This is a genomic window from Novosphingobium mathurense (genome assembly GCF_900168325.1).
Classification (GTDB): Bacteria; Pseudomonadota; Alphaproteobacteria; order Sphingomonadales; family Sphingomonadaceae; genus Novosphingobium; species Novosphingobium mathurense.
The window spans coordinates 613,695-628,343 of the sequence record NZ_FVZE01000002.1; the positions used below are offsets into that span (position 1 = coordinate 613,695).

A 14,649-nucleotide genomic window follows, 5' to 3' on the forward strand; every position below is an offset into this window, starting at 1 on the left:
AGTTGTTGGGGTCAGGCTGCGTCTGGATTGTCACGCCATTCGCGAATCCAGCGACAACCGGAGGAAACGGTGACGCCGAACTTCTCGGCAAGCGCGGTCCCTGTGCAGCCGGTGGCGAGCCAGTGGCAGTGAGCTGCCTCATGTCTGGCCGCATAGCGTAAGGTGTTTGTGACCCTCTTATGGTCTGAGACTTGAAGCGCCCGCAGGTGCGTTGGTTCGCAGCACAGCCGCTGGCCGCACTTGTGGTCAATTTCGAGGCCCTTAGGCCATTCGTTCCAGCCGTTATGAGCGCGGAAGATGAAGCGATGAAAAGCCTCTTTGACCTTTCGGTCTCCCACCTTCCAAGTTTTGTAGAGGTAGCCGTCTGCATTAGGCTTGTGGGAGACACAGACTTGGCAAGGCTTTGCTAATCCGGGAAGCGGGGCCTCCAGGGCAAAGAAGCGCATCGTTGTGGCTTGCCTATAGGATGGTTGCAGTCCGTCTCTCACAGGGCGATGCTCTGAGCGATTTCAGGGTGATAATGACTGAGCAGGCGTTTCGCCCACTTCCGCCTATCTCCTATGCCTCCCGGAGACCGGACGATGGCGAGAGCCTCAGCCGTAGCCTTTGCGCCGTCTTCGTCGTCAGGGGCAATGACCCCTTGCGATTGGAGCTTGGAGACGAGAGCGTCGGCTTCTAGCCGTGCTGCGGTCTTCGCTACAGCGGCGGATCGATGGTCCCATCCTACGGGTGTGCCGGGGAAACGCCCCTTTCGAGCCATGTTCTGAGGCTTGCGACGGGCTGCTAGTTCTTTGGCATAGGCTGAGCGTTCTTCCGGCGTCCTGAGCTTATCCCAGATTCCAGCCTTCCTATTCGGATTGCGGGGCTTAGGAGGCGCTGGGGGCGGCGGGGCCATAGGTTCTGCCAGTGCCTTTTCGACAAAGCTGGCTACAGTTTCGGGTGTGTCTGGCCGAGACGTACGGGGAGGTTTCCGCGTCCGCTTAGGAGACGCGAAGGATCGTTTGGTCATAGTGATTTTGTGGGATTGACCTTGGGTAAGGTCTGGAAGTGATGTTAGAAGGAAGGCTGAAAGGGAATGACCCTTATTTTCAATCCTATGGGCGGGGCTTAGGGGTCACTCAAAAGTGAAGGCTGAGAGCTGGCTTTGAGTGTGGCCGAAAGCGTATCTTCTTAAATCCGGCTTTTATTCCCGGACTGGCAACAAGAGCACAGGCTCCTGCTTAAATCCGGCTTTTATTCCGAATGGCAGAAAACCGTGGGTTTCGGCAGGTGCCGGGAAACGCTGGAACAGTGCGGTCTTGTTGTCTGTTCTCCTTAAGTAGGCACTATATTCCGATTTTTGATATTTCTTTTTGAAATCAGTTGCTTGATAGTCGTCATTCGAAGTGCCGAAATTCATGTTTTGCGAACCACTCGCAATAGTAGGGAATCTGCGGATCACTTACCGAAAACCGGCAGAAAACCGTCGAAGTACCGCCTTGATATGTCCGGGGGGCTGGGGAGCGCCTTTTAGGATCGAACAGGGACGCGAGAAATCAACTCTCAAAGCGGACGTCAAGAAAGGCAAAGTATCTGCCTATTTGTTAGTTTGACTTGCCTCTGCGTCATTGGGATCGTCTATCAACGTAACCTTCTTATGGTGCTTCAGGGCGTCAAGACTGCTCGCTACTCGTTCAAGCGTGGTGCGGCCAATCACAAGGAACGGAGGCCAGCGGATCGTTGCTAACTTCCCCGGAATCAATTGAACAAAGCCCGGTATCGTTTTGAGCGAAAGATCGACCTCACCTCGAATGCATAGCGCGAAAATGAAGATGCCGCCGAAGCCTACCGCGATAGTCTTTACGTTCCTTCCGGGCGTATGTGTAGAGAGATGGGTCTTCATCGCAGCTTCTATGAAGTGTGTTCGATAGTAAGAATGGGCACTGGCATCGCGGCAATAGGCCATAGCGAGCTGCAAACTGGCAGGTATCGCGCGGTTCACGTAAAAAGCTGTGCGTTCGTCTTGGGTGAATATTGGGTCTGCATTAGTCCAGTCGAGGACCATGAGCTTGAACGTGAAATATTCTGTTAGTAGTTGTTGGGACTCCGCACCAAGCGCTAAATGTCCCCCTCTCATCATAGCGCTGAGAATCGCCTTGGCGTTTTCCTCATAAGCGCTCATCCACCCATTGTTGCACGTACTGCATACTCGCTTGATCGCGACTTTCGCGACCGAACCCTGACGCTTTCGTTCAGACGTCCGCGACATGATGCTCTTTGTTACTGGCGCATCAAGCGTGAGCTGGGTGTGGTTCGGGAACTGAGGTAAGAGTTTGTGCGCCCATTTCGGCCAGACGTGTTCGCTGCTATTGGCTGGTTTGCCGCAGAAGATGCATGTCTTTAGGCCATACTTGAACGGCTTCTTTGCCAACAACTTGCCCTCACGCGTTCCTCGGCAGCGAACAATATAACTAGGAGCTTCGTTGCGGCCAGTGAGTCTCAACGTTGTCACCAGCAGAAATTTGCGCCCCATCTGATCGGGACAGGCGTAAGGCGCGAAAACGGCAAGGTGGAGTGAGAGATTCGCGGCTCAGGTGCGCGACAGGCCACTGCTTCGGGTCTTTTGGGGAGGGGCATTTGCCCCACCTAGATTGCCCCACCCTCTAGTCATCATTGGCGGTTTTACGCCTAAACCCTTGAAAACTCTGGAGGCCCGAGCCGGAATCGAACCGGCGTATACGGATTTGCAGTCCGCTGCGTCACCACTCCGCCATCGGGCCATCCAAGGTGGTGTTCCTGTGGAGGTGCGCCCCTAGCAACCCTCTGGGCCGGGCGCAATCCGATTCGCGCGTCGGTTGAAAACTATCGTTTGGCTAAGGGCTTCCTTGCGCTACGCTGGGTCCGATTTGCCGCGCCGGACCTGGCGGGGCCGCAGGAGGAGCCGCGTTGATGATCCTTGGAGCCGTTCTTGCAGGTGGACAATCCAGTCGCTTCGGCAGTGACAAGGCTCTGGCGGAGCTGGAGGGGCACACGTTGCTGGCTCTGGCGGTCGATGCGCTTGCGGGATTGTGCGATCACGTGATCGTCGTGGGGCGCGAGACGGCGCCGGCACCGACACTGCCCGACTGGCCGCGCCCCGGTGTGGGGCCTTTGGGCGGTATTGCCGCAGCCCTGCACCATGCACGGGACGAGGGATACGAAACGGTGCTCACTTGCGGTGTCGATGTCGCGATGCTGCCCGACAACCTGCTCGATCTTCTGGGCGCGGCGCCGGCCTGTCTGGCGGATCAACCGGTGATCGGCCTCTGGCCCGCTTCGGCGACGAAGACGATCGAAGCGCTGCTCCACAGCGACGAGAAGCATTCGATGCTGCGCTTTGCCGACCGGATCGGCGCGCGCAAGGTGAAGATCGACAGGGCGATCCCTAACATCAATACGCCAGCGGACCTCTCGGCGATCTCCGGCAAGGCGTAGGACGGCGGCGCACCTTTTTTTCGTCAGTGCTTGGAGGCGCGGGCCTGGCCAGAGCCCGCCGGAGCCACTTTCCCGTATTGCGAGCGCACGCCGGGCCCCTCTTCCTGTTCATCGGGCAGGGTGAGGCGATAGCCGCCGGGCGAGCTCGTCTCGATCATGCCCGACAGCCCCACGAAGGAGAGCTTGCGGCGCAGGCGGGACATGTGAACGGCGATGCTGTTGGTCTCCGGCACGAAGCCCATGCGCCATACGTCCTGGATCAGCGACTGCTTGCTGACAGTCTGCCCGACAGAGTCCGCGAGGCGCCATAGCAGGGCGAATTCACGCGGATTGAGGTTGAGCGGCTTGTCGCCCCCGAACGCTTCTCGTGCAAGAAGGTCGAGCGAGAGGGCGCCGATCTTGCGATGGCGCGGCAGCCATTGCAGCGCTTCGGCGACGCGGCTGGCGCGGGCTTCCAGTTCCTCGAGGCTGATGTCCGACGAGACGACATCGCCGAACCCGATCTGCAGCAGCGTGGCCCGTTCATGCGCAAGTTCAACGCCTGTCACCAGCACGTGGCGCCGCATCTCCACTCCGAACGAGGCGAGGATGTGCATCCAGCCCATGTTGTCCAGGCCGACGGCATGAAAGATGCCGATGCATTCCTCGCTCGGCCGATCGCGGTCGACAAGCTTCCAGCCTGACCGACGCAGATCCAGTTCCTTGGGTATGTCGCCCGAGGCCAACCAGCAGAAGCCATGTTTGGCTCCCTTTCGCTGGTCGGCATTCTTGGCGGTATCCAGGCTGGCCATCATTTCCCCCATCTCCGTGCACGCCTTCAATTCATGCACGCAGATTGTCGGTCTTGGGCGTTCAAAAACAACACATAAAAACTTACAGGAATGTCATCCAGATCACAGTTTTTTATGTGAGAAAATACCATGTCGGCCCGTTTTCGGGGCTTCAGGCGCCTGGTGTGTTGACCCCCTTGGAGCTCAGGAAGCGCTTGATGTTGCGCGCTGCCTGACGCAGGCGCTGTTCGTTCTCGACCATGGCGATGCGCACGAAACCTTCGCCTTCCTCGCCATATCCGACCCCCGGTGCCACCGCGACTTCGGCTTCCGTGAGGAGCTGCTTGGAGAACTCGAGGCTGCCCATGTCCTTGAGGGCCGGAGGCAGCGGCGCCCAGGCGAACATCGAGGCCTTGGGGCTGGGGATTTCCCACCCGGCGCGACCGAACGCCTCGACCATGACGTCGCGGCGCTTCTGGTAGAGTTCGCGGTTCTTCTCGACGATGTCCTGCGGACCATTGAGCGCGGCGCAGGCGGCGGCCTGGATCGGCGTGAAGGCGCCGTAGTCGAGGTAGGACTTCACGCGCTTGAGCGCGGCGATCAGCTTCGGGTTGCCGACCGCGAAGCCGACGCGCCAGCCTGCCATCGAGAAGGTCTTGGACATCGAGGTGAACTCGACCGCGACGTCCTTCGCGCCCGGGACCTCGAGGATCGAGCGGGTCGGCTGCCCGTCATAGTAGAGTTCGGAGTAAGCAAGGTCCGACAGGATCCAGACCTTGTTCTCCTTCGCCCAGGCGACGAGGCGCTCATAGAACGCGAGGTCGACGGTCTCGGCCGTGGGGTTCGACGGATAGTTGACGATCAGGATCGACGGGCGCGGTACGGTGAAGGCCATCGCGCGCTCCAGCGAGTGCCAGTAGCGTTCGTCCGGCGTGGTCGGCACCGAGCGGATCGTCGCCCCGGCGATGATGAAGCCGAAGGTGTGGATCGGATAGCTCGGATTGGGCGAGAGCACGACGTCGCCCGGCGCAGTGATTGCGGTGGCGAGGCTGGCCAGGCCTTCCTTCGAACCCATGGTCATCACCACTTCGGTCTCGGGATCGAGATCGACGTTGAAGCGGCGGCCGTAGTAGTTCGCCTGGGCGCGGCGGATTCCCGGAATGCCCGAAGACGCCGAGTAGCCGTGCGCATCGGGCTTCTGCGCCACTTCGCACAGCTTGTCGATCACGTGCTGCGGCGGCGGCAGGTCGGGGTTGCCCATGCCGAGGTCGATGATGTCCCGTCCCGCCTGGCGTGCTGCATGCCGCATCGCGTTGACTTCGGCGATGACGTAGGGCGGCAGGCGCTTGATGCGGTAGAACTCGTCTTCCATGACCTCGGTAAATCCATGCTGGCGGCGGGATTGCCGCGTGGCTCCCTGTAGGGGATTACGCGCCCGGCGCAAATGGCGATCACGCCGTTTGCGCAAGGATATTGCCCGCAAGGGGCTCGACAGTTTGTGCACTGCAGCTAAGACTGGGTCACGAACCAAGGGAGTTTCATGATTCATGGCTACTGACGCTACGGAAGTGTTCTCGGATATGCTTCGCAGCCAGGCCATGGGAATGGCGACACTCTTTGGGCAGATGCTTCCGGGCGAAGGTTCTCAGGAAGCGCAGAAAGCCGTGCACTGGGCGGAAGTCGCCGGCCGCCTGCAGTCGATCTGGGCCGAGTTCCAGGTCGAGCAGCTGGGCAAGGCCACGGGCGAGAAATCGCACTACACCGACCCGGTGAAGTGGGTAGCGACCGTCGAGGCCGTGATGCGTCAGCTTCCTCTGACGAATCCGGAAGTGCAGCAGGGGCTCTGGGACGAGGTCATCGCGGTGCTGACGGCAGTGCTGGGTCAGTACGGCATGGGGCCGCGCGCCTTCGAAGAAGCGAAGGACGATCCCCGGATGCCGCTGCGCGATCGTCGTTTCGCCGATCCGGAGTGGCGCAGCAAGCCGATCTTTGCGGTGCTGCACCAGCTCTACCTCTTGCTGTCCTCGCAGGTGATGAAGCACGCCGAGGCGGTCGACGACATCGAGCCGGGTCGCAAGGCGCAGCTGATGTTCGCGGCGAAGACCATGGTCGACGCGCTGAGCCCGGCAAACTTTCCGCTTACCAATCCGGTGGCGCTGGCCAGGGCCAACGAAACCGGCGGCGAGAGCCTGATCCGCGGGTTCGAGAACATGCTCGGCGACTTGCGCAAGGGCCAGATGACCCACACCAATCCGGCCGCGTTCAAGCTGGGTGAGAACATCGCGGTGACGCCGGGCAAGGTCGTCCACGAGACCGAGCTGTTCCAGATCATTCAGTACACGCCGACCACCGACAAGGTGCTGGCGACGCCGCTGGTGATCTTCCCGCCGTGGATCAATCGCTTCTACATCCTCGACCTCAACGCCAAGAAGAGCTTCGTGCGCTGGGCGGTCGAGCAGGGGCTGACCGTCTTCATGGTCTCATGGAAGTCTGCCGACGCTTCGATGGCGGACCTGGTGTGGGATGACTACATCCAGGCCCAGATCGAGGCGATCGACTATGTGCGCGACAGGCTAAAGGTCCCGGCGGTGCACACCATCGGCTATTGCGTTGCCGGGACGACGCTGGCCGCGACGCTGGCCGTGCTGGCGCGCAAGGGCGAGGCCGACAAGGTCGCCAGCGCGACCTTCTTTACCGCACAGGTCGATTTCGAAGGGGCGGGCGATCTCAAGGTCTTTGTCGACGACCAGCAGATCGAGACGATCGGCCAGCTTTCGCCGGAAGGGTACGTGGACGGACGCTATCTCGCGGCCACCTTCAACATCCTTCGCGGCAACGACCTGATCTGGAACTATGTCGAGAAGAACTACCTCAAGGGCGAAGACTATCCCGCCTTCGACCTGCTGCACTGGAACGGCGACGTCACCAACCTGCCGGCGCGCTGGCATCGTGACTACTTGCGTGACCTCTATCGCGACAACCGTCTCGTCGTGGCCGATTCACTGAGCGCCTGCGGGGTGCCGATCGACCTGCACCGCATCACGACGCCAGCCTATGTCCAGGCCGGGCGCGAGGATCACATCGCGCCGCCGACCAGCGTCTGGAAGTTCACCCATTACCTCTCCGGGCCGCAGACTTTCGTGCTCGCCGGGTCCGGGCATATCGCAGGTGTGGTGAACCCGCCGTCCTCGGGCAAATACCAGTACTGGACCCATGACGGATCGCCCGACACGCTCGAGGAATTCGTTGCCGGGGCCAAGGAACACCCGGGCAGTTGGTGGCCGCACTGGATTGAGTGGATTCGCGCGTTCGGCAGCGACGAAGTCACTGCGCGCGGCAAGCGCCGCCCGGGCGGTCGTGGCGACAAGGTCATCGAGGATGCGCCCGGTCGTTATGTGATGACACGCTGAGGCAGACCTTCAGCGCCGCGAGCGGCGGGGCCGATGATTTGTGGGCCGGCAGCGGCTGCCAAATTTTAATCGGCGATCCTGCGCAACTGTCACGAAACCTTTCGGAATTTGCGGATACCAAACCCAGGCTGGATTCGGTAGGATCGCAGTGGCAGCGCGCCGCGGCGCAGTATTGGAGAGAGAGGACTGCCCTCCCGCGCCGGATGCGGAATTTCGGCGCGTATGCTGCATTGCACAATGAATGCTGCACTGCACAATTTCGATATTGACTTCGCGGCTGCGAGATCATATTGTGCAACGCAACAAATGGAATTCTCGAATCGCTGACTACCGAATCGGGTCAAAGTTTGACCCGACCGCTGATGCGGGAAGCAGGATTGACGCTCATGGCCGGCACCGAAGACGAGAAGGGCAAGGCGATTGCTGAAAAGGCTTACGAGGCCGCTGCAGCGTCTGCAACGGACAAGCCTTCGCCCAAGTCCCCGGCCAAGCCGGTAGCCAAGTCGACGGCCGCCAAAGCCGCCCCAGTGGAACCAGCATCGAAAAAGGATGAGCTTGCAGTGACCCCGACCGAAGCATCCAAGACCGAACGATCCGCGGCTACGGAAGCCAAGCCCGAAGCGGCTCCGGTTGTGGAAACGAAGGCTGCAGCGCCCGAGAAGACTGTGGTCAAGGCTCCCAAGGCGAAAGCTGCCCCCAAGGCAGTCGCCAAGCCCACGACTGCGGCGAAGCCCAAGGCTGCCGCCGCGGAGTCGAAGCCTGCTCCGGTTGTCGAACCGAAGTCGGCACCCGTTGCTCCGGCAAAGGCCGTTCCGGCCAAGCCGGCGCTGGAAGTCGCAAAGGTGAAGCCTGCTTCGGCCAAGCCCGCGGCATCTGAAACCAAGGCGGCACCCAAGACCGTCAATGCCAAGTCACCCGTATTCGCAGGACTATTCACCAACTTCTTGCTCGAGGAAAAATCAATGGACATGAGCGCGAACTTCGCAGGAATTCAGCAGGCAATGACCGAGGCTCAGGCCAAGGCCAAGGCTGCTTTCGAAAAGAGCACCACCGTCATGGGTGAAGTGAACGAATTCACCAAGGGCAACGTCGAAGCCGTCATGGAATCCGGCAAGATCTTCGCCGAAGGCATTCAGGGTCTCGGCTCGGAGATCGTTTCGGAAGGTCGTTCGACCTTCGAAACCATGTCGGGCGACATCAAGGAGCTCGCCGCTGCAAAGTCGCCGACCGACTTCTTCAAGATCCAGGGCGACATGATGCGCAAGAACTTCGACAGCGCCGTGGCGTACAGCTCGAAGAACAGCGAAGCCATGCTCAAGCTCATGAGCGACGTGATGGCCCCGATCTCGGGCCGCGTCAGCATGGCCATGGAGAAGGTCCGTCAGACCTCGCTCTAAGGTTTGCACGCATTATGGCCGATCGGGTGACAATGGCGCACCCGGTCGGCCAAGCGTGAAAATCGTACTATCTGGCCGGGGCATCTTGTAGTTCAGTGCTCCGTTACGATATTCTACCCGCCATGCATCCCGACCTAGCCGATTCAGATCTCTCTCGTCCCTGGCCCCTGCGCTGCGGGGACAATGATGACTCTACCCGCAACCCGGGTGGCGACGAACAGGTCGGCATCGCCACCAAGACCCGTGCCAAGCCCAAGAAGCCGAGCCAGTTCAAGGTGTTGATGCTCAATGACGACTATACCCCGATGGAATTCGTGGTGATGGTCCTCAAGCGCTTCTTCCAGATGGATCTCGAGCAGGCGACCCGCGTCATGCTCCACGTGCACCAGAAGGGCGTCGGCGTCTGCGGAATCTTCCCGTACGAGATCGCCGAGACCAAGGTGAACCAGGTGATGGATTTCGCCCGGCAGAACCAGCACCCCCTGCAGTGCACGCTCGAAAAGGCCTGAGCGCGCAGCCAGGCGATCGGCGGGGAACCGCCAGCACTTTCCGAAAGTTCAATAGTCCATGCGGCAAGGGGCATCGATGTGCTGCGTCCGGCGCAATCCTGCGCTCGGGACAGCAGACGTTGCCATTGGGTCGCACTGCCCCGTCAAAGGCCCAGCTTATCGGGGGTTAGGCCGACAAATGCCTTTCGCCCGCCGCGGCTAGCCGTTAAGGGCCAGAGGAAGGACGGTAATGTGACGACGAACACGTGAAATTCTTCAGCGCCATCGATCGCTACATCTTCCGCCTCGTGCTGATGCCCATGCTCGGCATCTTCCTGCTGGCGGCGTCGTTGCTCGTGCTCGACAAGATGCTGCGCCTGTTCGACTTCGTGGCGACGCAGGGCGGCCCGGTCGGCGTCGTGTTCAAGATGCTGGCCAACCTGCTGCCGGAATATGCCAGCCTGGCGATCCCGCTGGGCCTGATGCTCGGCATCCTGCTCGCCTTTCGCAAGCTCGCCACGTCAAGCGAACTGGACGTTATGCGCGCCGTGGGGCTGAGCTATACGCGGTTACTGCGCGTGCCCTACCTGATCACGATCGCCCTGGCCGGTCTGAACCTGGCCATTGTCGGCTACCTGCAGCCGCTGTCGCGCTACTACTACGAGCAGCTCAACTACGAGCTGAAGTCCGGCGCGCTGGGCGCCTCGATCAAGGTGGGCGAGTTCACCGCGCTCAAGGACCGTATCGCACTGCGCATCGACGAGAGCCGCGACGACGGGCGCCGTCTCATCGGCATCTTCGCGCGCGTTGCCAACGAGAAGGGGCAGGTCCTGTCCATCTCCGCGCGCGAGGGCCAGTTCCTTTCACTGGAGGGTGCGCCCGACACGGTCATCCTGCGCCTGGAGCAGGGCCAGATCATTCAGGACATGCCGGGCAGCAGCCCGCGCGTCCTCAGCTTCACGCGCCACGACCTGCCGATCGACCTCCCGCAGATCGAGAAGTTCCGCAAACGCGGCGGCGAGGACCGCGAGTACCTCCTGCCCGAACTGATGAAGCTGGGCTGGAGCGACGAGAGGCCCAAGCAGGAACGCGTGGCGAGCCAGGCGAACTTCAACTACCGCCTGGTCGAAGTCATCATGATGCTGCTGCTGCCGCTGCTCGCGGTGGCGCTTGCTATCCCGCCCAAGCGCTCGAGCTCTTCGCTCGGCCTGTTCGTTTCGATCGTCATGGTCGTGGCCTATCACAAGGTGAACCAGTACGCGGCGGACGTTGCCGCGCTGGGGCGGATCAATCCGATCATCGGCCTGTGGGGGCCGTTCCTGGTGCTCGCGGTACTGATCCTGCTCATGTACTACCGCGTCGCCTATGTACCGGGCGGACAGGCGATCGGCTGGCTCGAGAAGGGCGCCGAGACCGTCGGCAAGCGCCTGAAGTCGCTGCTGCGCCGCAACCGTCGCGGCCCGCTCCTCCCGGCTCCAGCGGATCCGTCCTGACATGCAGCTTGAATTCTTTCCCTCGCGCTCGCTGACGCTCTACCTCGCGCGGCTCTTCGTCACCCGCATCGTCGCGGTGCTGTTGATGCTCGTGCTGGTGCTGCAGGTGCTCGACCTGCTCGGCGAGAGCGGCGACATCCTGGCCTATTCGGGCAATGGCGAGGCGCAGCTGTTCTATTACGTCAGCTTGCGCATTCCCCAGCTGATCGCGCGGTTCCTGCCCTATTCGGTGCTGCTGGCGACGATCATCACCCTGGCAACGCTGAACCAGAACAGCGAGGTCATCTCGATGAAGGCGGCGGGCCTGTCCGCGCACCAGATCCTGGCGCCGCTGATGCTGACGGCACTTGTCGTCTCGGTGCTCAGCTTCGGCTTCAACGAACGCGTCGTGACCCGGGCCAGCGCCACGCTCGATGCCTGGCAGGCGGTGGACTATGGGCCGATTCCGAAGAAAGCCGGGGTGAAAAGCAACCTCTACCTTGCCGACGGGCGGGACCTCCTGCTGGCGCAGTCGCTGGAGGGGACGGGCAATGGCATGGTCCTGCACGGCGTGACCTTCTACCGGCGGGATGCCAATGGCATGGTCGTCGAGCAGTTGCGCGCCCAGAATGCGACTTACCTCAATCCGGGCTGGAAGCTGGACAAGCCGGTCCGTTTCGACGTCGCCGGAACGAAGACGACCACGCTTGCCACTGCCACCGTCGCACCGGGCATCACGCCCGAAAAGATCACGATGTCGAAAGTGGACGCGAATTCCCAGGACATCGTCGAGCTGGCATCGTCGATCTATGCCTTGCGCGATGCCGGTCGCCGGACGAGCGAGCTGGAAGCTGCCTGGTGGCACAAGATCTCCGGTCCGTTTTCCTCGACGCTCATGCCCTTGCTGGGCGCAGTCGCGGCATTCGGCCTTGCCCGTTCAGGCCAGCTTCTCATCCGCGCCGTGATCGGCATGGCGCTGGGATTCGCCTATTTCGTCTTCGACAACGCCGCACTCGCGATGGGCAACTTCGGCGGCTACCCGCCGCTGATCGCGGCCTGGGCGCCATTCCTGCTGTTCGCGCTGATCGGGGAAACGGTCCTTATCCGGACCGAGGAATAAGTACCGCTCCCGGCAACCCTTTCGGATCGCCGGGAAGGGCTTTCGCTTGATTTTACCGGGGCCGCATCGTGCTGCCGACGAGGCGCGACATCAGCGGCATCAGGCCGGGATAGCTTGCCTGGGTGTAGGTCGTGTCGAGCCCGAGGTGCTTGGTCAGGCGGCGGTGCGCTTCGCCCAGCGAGTGATAGGGCATGCTCGGCAGCAGGTGATGCAGCGCGTGGTAGCGCAGGCCCACCGGGGCCCATAGCGGTGCCAGGACCGCGGGCGGCGGCACGTTGACCGAATCGAGATATTGCGCGGTAACGGTCATGGCATCGCCGTCATTTTCCCACAGGTGCGCGACAAGGGTGCGGACCTGGTTGAGGAAGGCAGTCAGCGATACGATGCAAAGCGCGATCAGCAGCGGACGCCATCCCAGCACGAGGGTGCTGGCGAGCAGGGCGATCGCCCAGACCGAGCAGCCCAGTTCCTGCCAGAAAACCATGCGCCTGAAAGCGCCTTCCGGCAGTCGACGGCGGAATTCGGGGTTGATCGCCAGTGCCGAAAAGCGGGCCCAGACGAGGCGGCGCAGCGGCGGGACTACCGCGCCGAGCGGCACCAGCACGGCCGAGCGGAGCAACAGGGCGAAAGGCAGCAGGATCGCGGTGAGGGCGAAGACCGGCAGGCTCCAGGGTTTCATCAGGGCCAGCGGCAGGTATTCCGGATCGTCCACCGTGCCATAGCGCGTGCGCGCATGGTGCAGGGTGTGCACGCCTTCGTACATCAGCGAGGGCGTGAGCAGCGGAATGCCGACCAGCAGGTTCCAGCCGAAGCGGAAGCCGGGCAGGGCATCCTTGTGGATATGGGTCAGCTCATGGATGAACAGCAGCGCCCGGTAGAGCGCGAGCGCGGAGACGATGCCGCTGAGCGTTGCCAGCCACGGATTGGCGATCAGGATGGCACCTGCCAGTGCGGCGTAGCCAAGCGTAGCGGAGACCAGCATGTCCGACCAGTAGATGCGCGGAAGCGCGGCGGAAATGTCGCGGGTCAGCTCTACGGCTGCGCGCAGCATCTCCTTGTCGTCGGGAATCGCCGACTTCTTGATGGTCCCGCTCTGCTGTTGCGCCGGGGCGGCAGCGGGGGCGTCGATCACGTCCTGGGCAATCATGCAATCAATCCAAAAAGCATTCCTGTGGGTCGATTCCGGGAAATTCCGTGATTCGAGCCGGGGTTGCCGCGATCTCCTGCCATGCCCGACTTGACAATTTGCCGGTGCCGCACGCAGGTCGCGTATCGATAATCCTTCTCGCACACAACAAAGGCAGGATCGTGGCGAACGCCCAACTAGTCATCACACCCGTTTCCGGCAAGGCCGAGATCAAGGCCTTCGTCGACGTCGCCTACCGCCTCAATGCGCCAGATCAAAATTGGGTGCCCAATCTGCGCATGGAAGAGCTTGAGAAGTTCACTCCGGGGAAGAACCCCTTCTTCGACCATGCCCGTTGCCAGCTGTTCCTGGCAAAGCGCGATGGCCGCAACGTCGGGCGCATATCGGCGCACATCGATGAACTGGCGCTGACGCTGCCGCTGGAGCAGGGCATGGGCCCGGGTACCGGCAACTGGGGCGCGATCGAGGCCGAGGACGAGGAAGTCGCCCGCGCTCTTATCGAAACTGCCGAGAACTGGCTGCGCCAGCAGGGCATGACCCGCGTGCTGGCGCCGATGAACCTGTCCGTATGGGAAGAGCCCGGCCTGCAGGTCCGCGGCTTCGATCACCCGCCGATGGTGATGATGGCGCACCACAATGCCGCCTATCAGCCATGGATCGAGGGGGCGGGCTATGCGCTGGCCAAGACGCTCTACACCTACGATCTGGACGTAACCAGGCAGTTCCCGCCGCTGGTCCAGCGCATCGTCGCCTCGGGCGAGAAGAACGCCAAGATCCGCGTGCGCGAAGTCGATCTCAAGCGCTTCGACGAGGAAGCCGCGATCATCTGCGACATCCTCAACGATGCGTGGTCGGACAACTGGGGCTTCGTGCCGTTCACCGAGCGGGAAATTGCCCATACCGGCAAGAAGCTGAAGCCGCTGGTCCATCCCAGCCTGATCCGCATCGCCGAGTACGAAGGCGAGCCGGTGGCCTTCATGATGACGCTGCCCGACCTCAATCAGGCGCAGAAGCGGATCAACGGCAAGAACGGTCGTCCATCGCTCCTCGGCTGGCTCAAGCTGGCCCTGTGGCTGCGCAAGCCCAAGCAGGCCGACATGCGCGTCCCGCTGATGGGCGTGCGCAAAAAGCTGCAGTCCTCGCGCCTGGCCAGCCAGCTGGCTTTCATGATGATTGAGTACATCCGGCGTTCGGCAACCCAGAAGTTCGATTCGCAGCGAGGCGAGATCGGCTGGATTCTCGAGGACAACCAGGGGATGGTCGCCATCGCCGATGCCATCGACAGCAAGGTGAACCGCGAATACGCGATCTACGAAAAGGCACTTTGACCTCAGCGTTTCGGCCGGCTTCCAGATTTTCTTAACGGGGGCCGGACTACCCTGATGCGGCGAG

13 protein-coding genes and 1 tRNA gene are annotated in these 14,649 nt (G+C 61.7%); 7 read left to right on the forward strand and 7 right to left on the reverse strand.

The features are described from left to right. Nucleotides 1–11: 11 nt before the first annotated feature. From B5483_RS09725 to B5483_RS09745, 4 genes are all read right to left on the reverse strand, one after another. Complete coding sequence (locus tag B5483_RS09725; protein ID WP_079730179.1) at nt 12–446, reverse strand: HNH endonuclease signature motif containing protein; 435 nt, start codon at nt 444–446, stop codon at nt 12–14. A gap of 737 nt (nt 447–1,183) precedes the next feature. After that, nucleotides 1,184–1,399 carry a hypothetical protein gene (locus tag B5483_RS09735; protein ID WP_079730181.1) on the reverse strand — a complete coding sequence of 72 codons (216 nt, stop codon included), beginning with the start codon at nt 1,397–1,399 and terminating at the stop codon, nt 1,184–1,186. Nucleotides 1,400–1,576: 177 nt separating this feature from the next. Next, the gene (locus tag B5483_RS09740) at nt 1,577–2,512 is read right to left on the reverse strand and encodes a hypothetical protein (RefSeq protein WP_079730182.1); all 936 of its coding nucleotides are present in this window, start codon (nt 2,510–2,512) and stop codon (nt 1,577–1,579) included. 173 nt (nt 2,513–2,685) lie between these two features. Then, nucleotides 2,686–2,759: transfer RNA gene (locus B5483_RS09745), tRNA-Cys, on the reverse strand. Between the two features lie 169 nt (nt 2,760–2,928). Here B5483_RS09745 and B5483_RS09750 point away from each other — a divergent pair. Beyond that, complete coding sequence (locus B5483_RS09750) at nt 2,929–3,453, forward strand: molybdenum cofactor guanylyltransferase (protein WP_079730183.1); 525 nt, start codon at nt 2,929–2,931, stop codon at nt 3,451–3,453. Between the two features lie 23 nt (nt 3,454–3,476). Here B5483_RS09750 and B5483_RS09755 read toward each other — a convergent pair whose 3' ends face one another. Together B5483_RS09755 and B5483_RS09760 are read right to left on the reverse strand one after the other, a co-directional pair. Next, nucleotides 3,477–4,247 (reverse strand): response regulator transcription factor, encoded by a 771-nt coding sequence (locus tag B5483_RS09755; RefSeq protein ID WP_231634615.1) that lies wholly within the window; start codon nt 4,245–4,247, stop codon nt 3,477–3,479. Nucleotides 4,248–4,395: 148 nt separating this feature from the next. After that, the gene (locus tag B5483_RS09760; protein ID WP_054945921.1) at nt 4,396–5,595 is read right to left on the reverse strand and encodes an LL-diaminopimelate aminotransferase; all 1,200 of its coding nucleotides are present in this window, start codon (nt 5,593–5,595) and stop codon (nt 4,396–4,398) included. A gap of 175 nt (nt 5,596–5,770) precedes the next feature. Between B5483_RS09760 and B5483_RS09765 the strand changes: the two genes are divergently transcribed. From B5483_RS09765 to lptG, 5 genes are all read left to right on the forward strand, one after another. Further along, on the forward strand, nt 5,771–7,633 hold the full coding sequence (locus B5483_RS09765; protein ID WP_079730184.1) for a PHA/PHB synthase family protein: 1,863 nt from the start codon (nt 5,771–5,773) through the stop codon (nt 7,631–7,633). A 386-nt stretch (nt 7,634–8,019) separates the two neighbouring features. Next, entirely contained in the window at nt 8,020–9,030 is a 1,011-nt protein-coding gene (locus B5483_RS09770; protein WP_231634616.1) for a phasin family protein, read from the forward strand. 122 nt (nt 9,031–9,152) lie between these two features. Beyond that, nucleotides 9,153–9,539 carry an ATP-dependent Clp protease adapter ClpS gene (clpS, locus tag B5483_RS09775; RefSeq protein WP_176167994.1) on the forward strand — a complete coding sequence of 129 codons (387 nt, stop codon included), beginning with the start codon at nt 9,153–9,155 and terminating at the stop codon, nt 9,537–9,539. A gap of 245 nt (nt 9,540–9,784) precedes the next feature. Then, nucleotides 9,785–11,011: an LPS export ABC transporter permease LptF gene (gene lptF / locus B5483_RS09780; protein WP_054945924.1), complete on the forward strand. Its 1,227-nt coding sequence runs from the start codon at nt 9,785–9,787 to the stop codon at nt 11,009–11,011. 1 nt (nt 11,012) lies between these two features. After that, nucleotides 11,013–12,110: an LPS export ABC transporter permease LptG gene (gene lptG, locus B5483_RS09785; protein WP_054945925.1), complete on the forward strand. Its 1,098-nt coding sequence runs from the start codon at nt 11,013–11,015 to the stop codon at nt 12,108–12,110. A 52-nt stretch (nt 12,111–12,162) separates the two neighbouring features. Here lptG and B5483_RS09790 read toward each other — a convergent pair whose 3' ends face one another. Continuing rightward, complete coding sequence (locus tag B5483_RS09790; RefSeq protein ID WP_079730185.1) at nt 12,163–13,257, reverse strand: fatty acid desaturase family protein; 1,095 nt, start codon at nt 13,255–13,257, stop codon at nt 12,163–12,165. A gap of 161 nt (nt 13,258–13,418) precedes the next feature. On the opposite strand from B5483_RS09790, the gene B5483_RS09795 reads away from it, so the two are divergent. Then, complete coding sequence (locus B5483_RS09795; protein ID WP_054946016.1) at nt 13,419–14,585, forward strand: hypothetical protein; 1,167 nt, start codon at nt 13,419–13,421, stop codon at nt 14,583–14,585. Nucleotides 14,586–14,649: the final 64 nt, after the last annotated feature.

Excerpts from the sequence above, each read along its gene's own strand:
- B5483_RS09725 (WP_079730179.1), bottom strand. The coding sequence starts at position 446 with ATGCGCTTCTTTGCCCTGGAGGCCCCGCTTCCCGGATTAGCAAAGCCT.
- B5483_RS09735 (WP_079730181.1), bottom strand. The coding sequence starts at position 1,399 with ATGAATTTCGGCACTTCGAATGACGACTATCAAGCAACTGATTTCAAA.
- B5483_RS09740 (WP_079730182.1), bottom strand. The coding sequence starts at position 2,512 with ATGGGGCGCAAATTTCTGCTGGTGACAACGTTGAGACTCACTGGCCGC.
- B5483_RS09750 (WP_079730183.1), top strand. The coding sequence starts at position 2,929 with ATGATCCTTGGAGCCGTTCTTGCAGGTGGACAATCCAGTCGCTTCGGC.
- B5483_RS09755 (WP_231634615.1), bottom strand. The coding sequence starts at position 4,247 with ATGATGGCCAGCCTGGATACCGCCAAGAATGCCGACCAGCGAAAGGGA.
- B5483_RS09760 (WP_054945921.1), bottom strand. The coding sequence starts at position 5,595 with ATGGAAGACGAGTTCTACCGCATCAAGCGCCTGCCGCCCTACGTCATC.
- B5483_RS09765 (WP_079730184.1), top strand. The coding sequence starts at position 5,771 with ATGGCTACTGACGCTACGGAAGTGTTCTCGGATATGCTTCGCAGCCAG.
- B5483_RS09770 (WP_231634616.1), top strand. The coding sequence starts at position 8,020 with ATGGCCGGCACCGAAGACGAGAAGGGCAAGGCGATTGCTGAAAAGGCT.
- clpS (WP_176167994.1), top strand. The coding sequence starts at position 9,153 with ATGCATCCCGACCTAGCCGATTCAGATCTCTCTCGTCCCTGGCCCCTG.
- lptG (WP_054945925.1), top strand. The coding sequence starts at position 11,013 with ATGCAGCTTGAATTCTTTCCCTCGCGCTCGCTGACGCTCTACCTCGCG.
- B5483_RS09790 (WP_079730185.1), bottom strand. The coding sequence starts at position 13,257 with ATGATTGCCCAGGACGTGATCGACGCCCCCGCTGCCGCCCCGGCGCAA.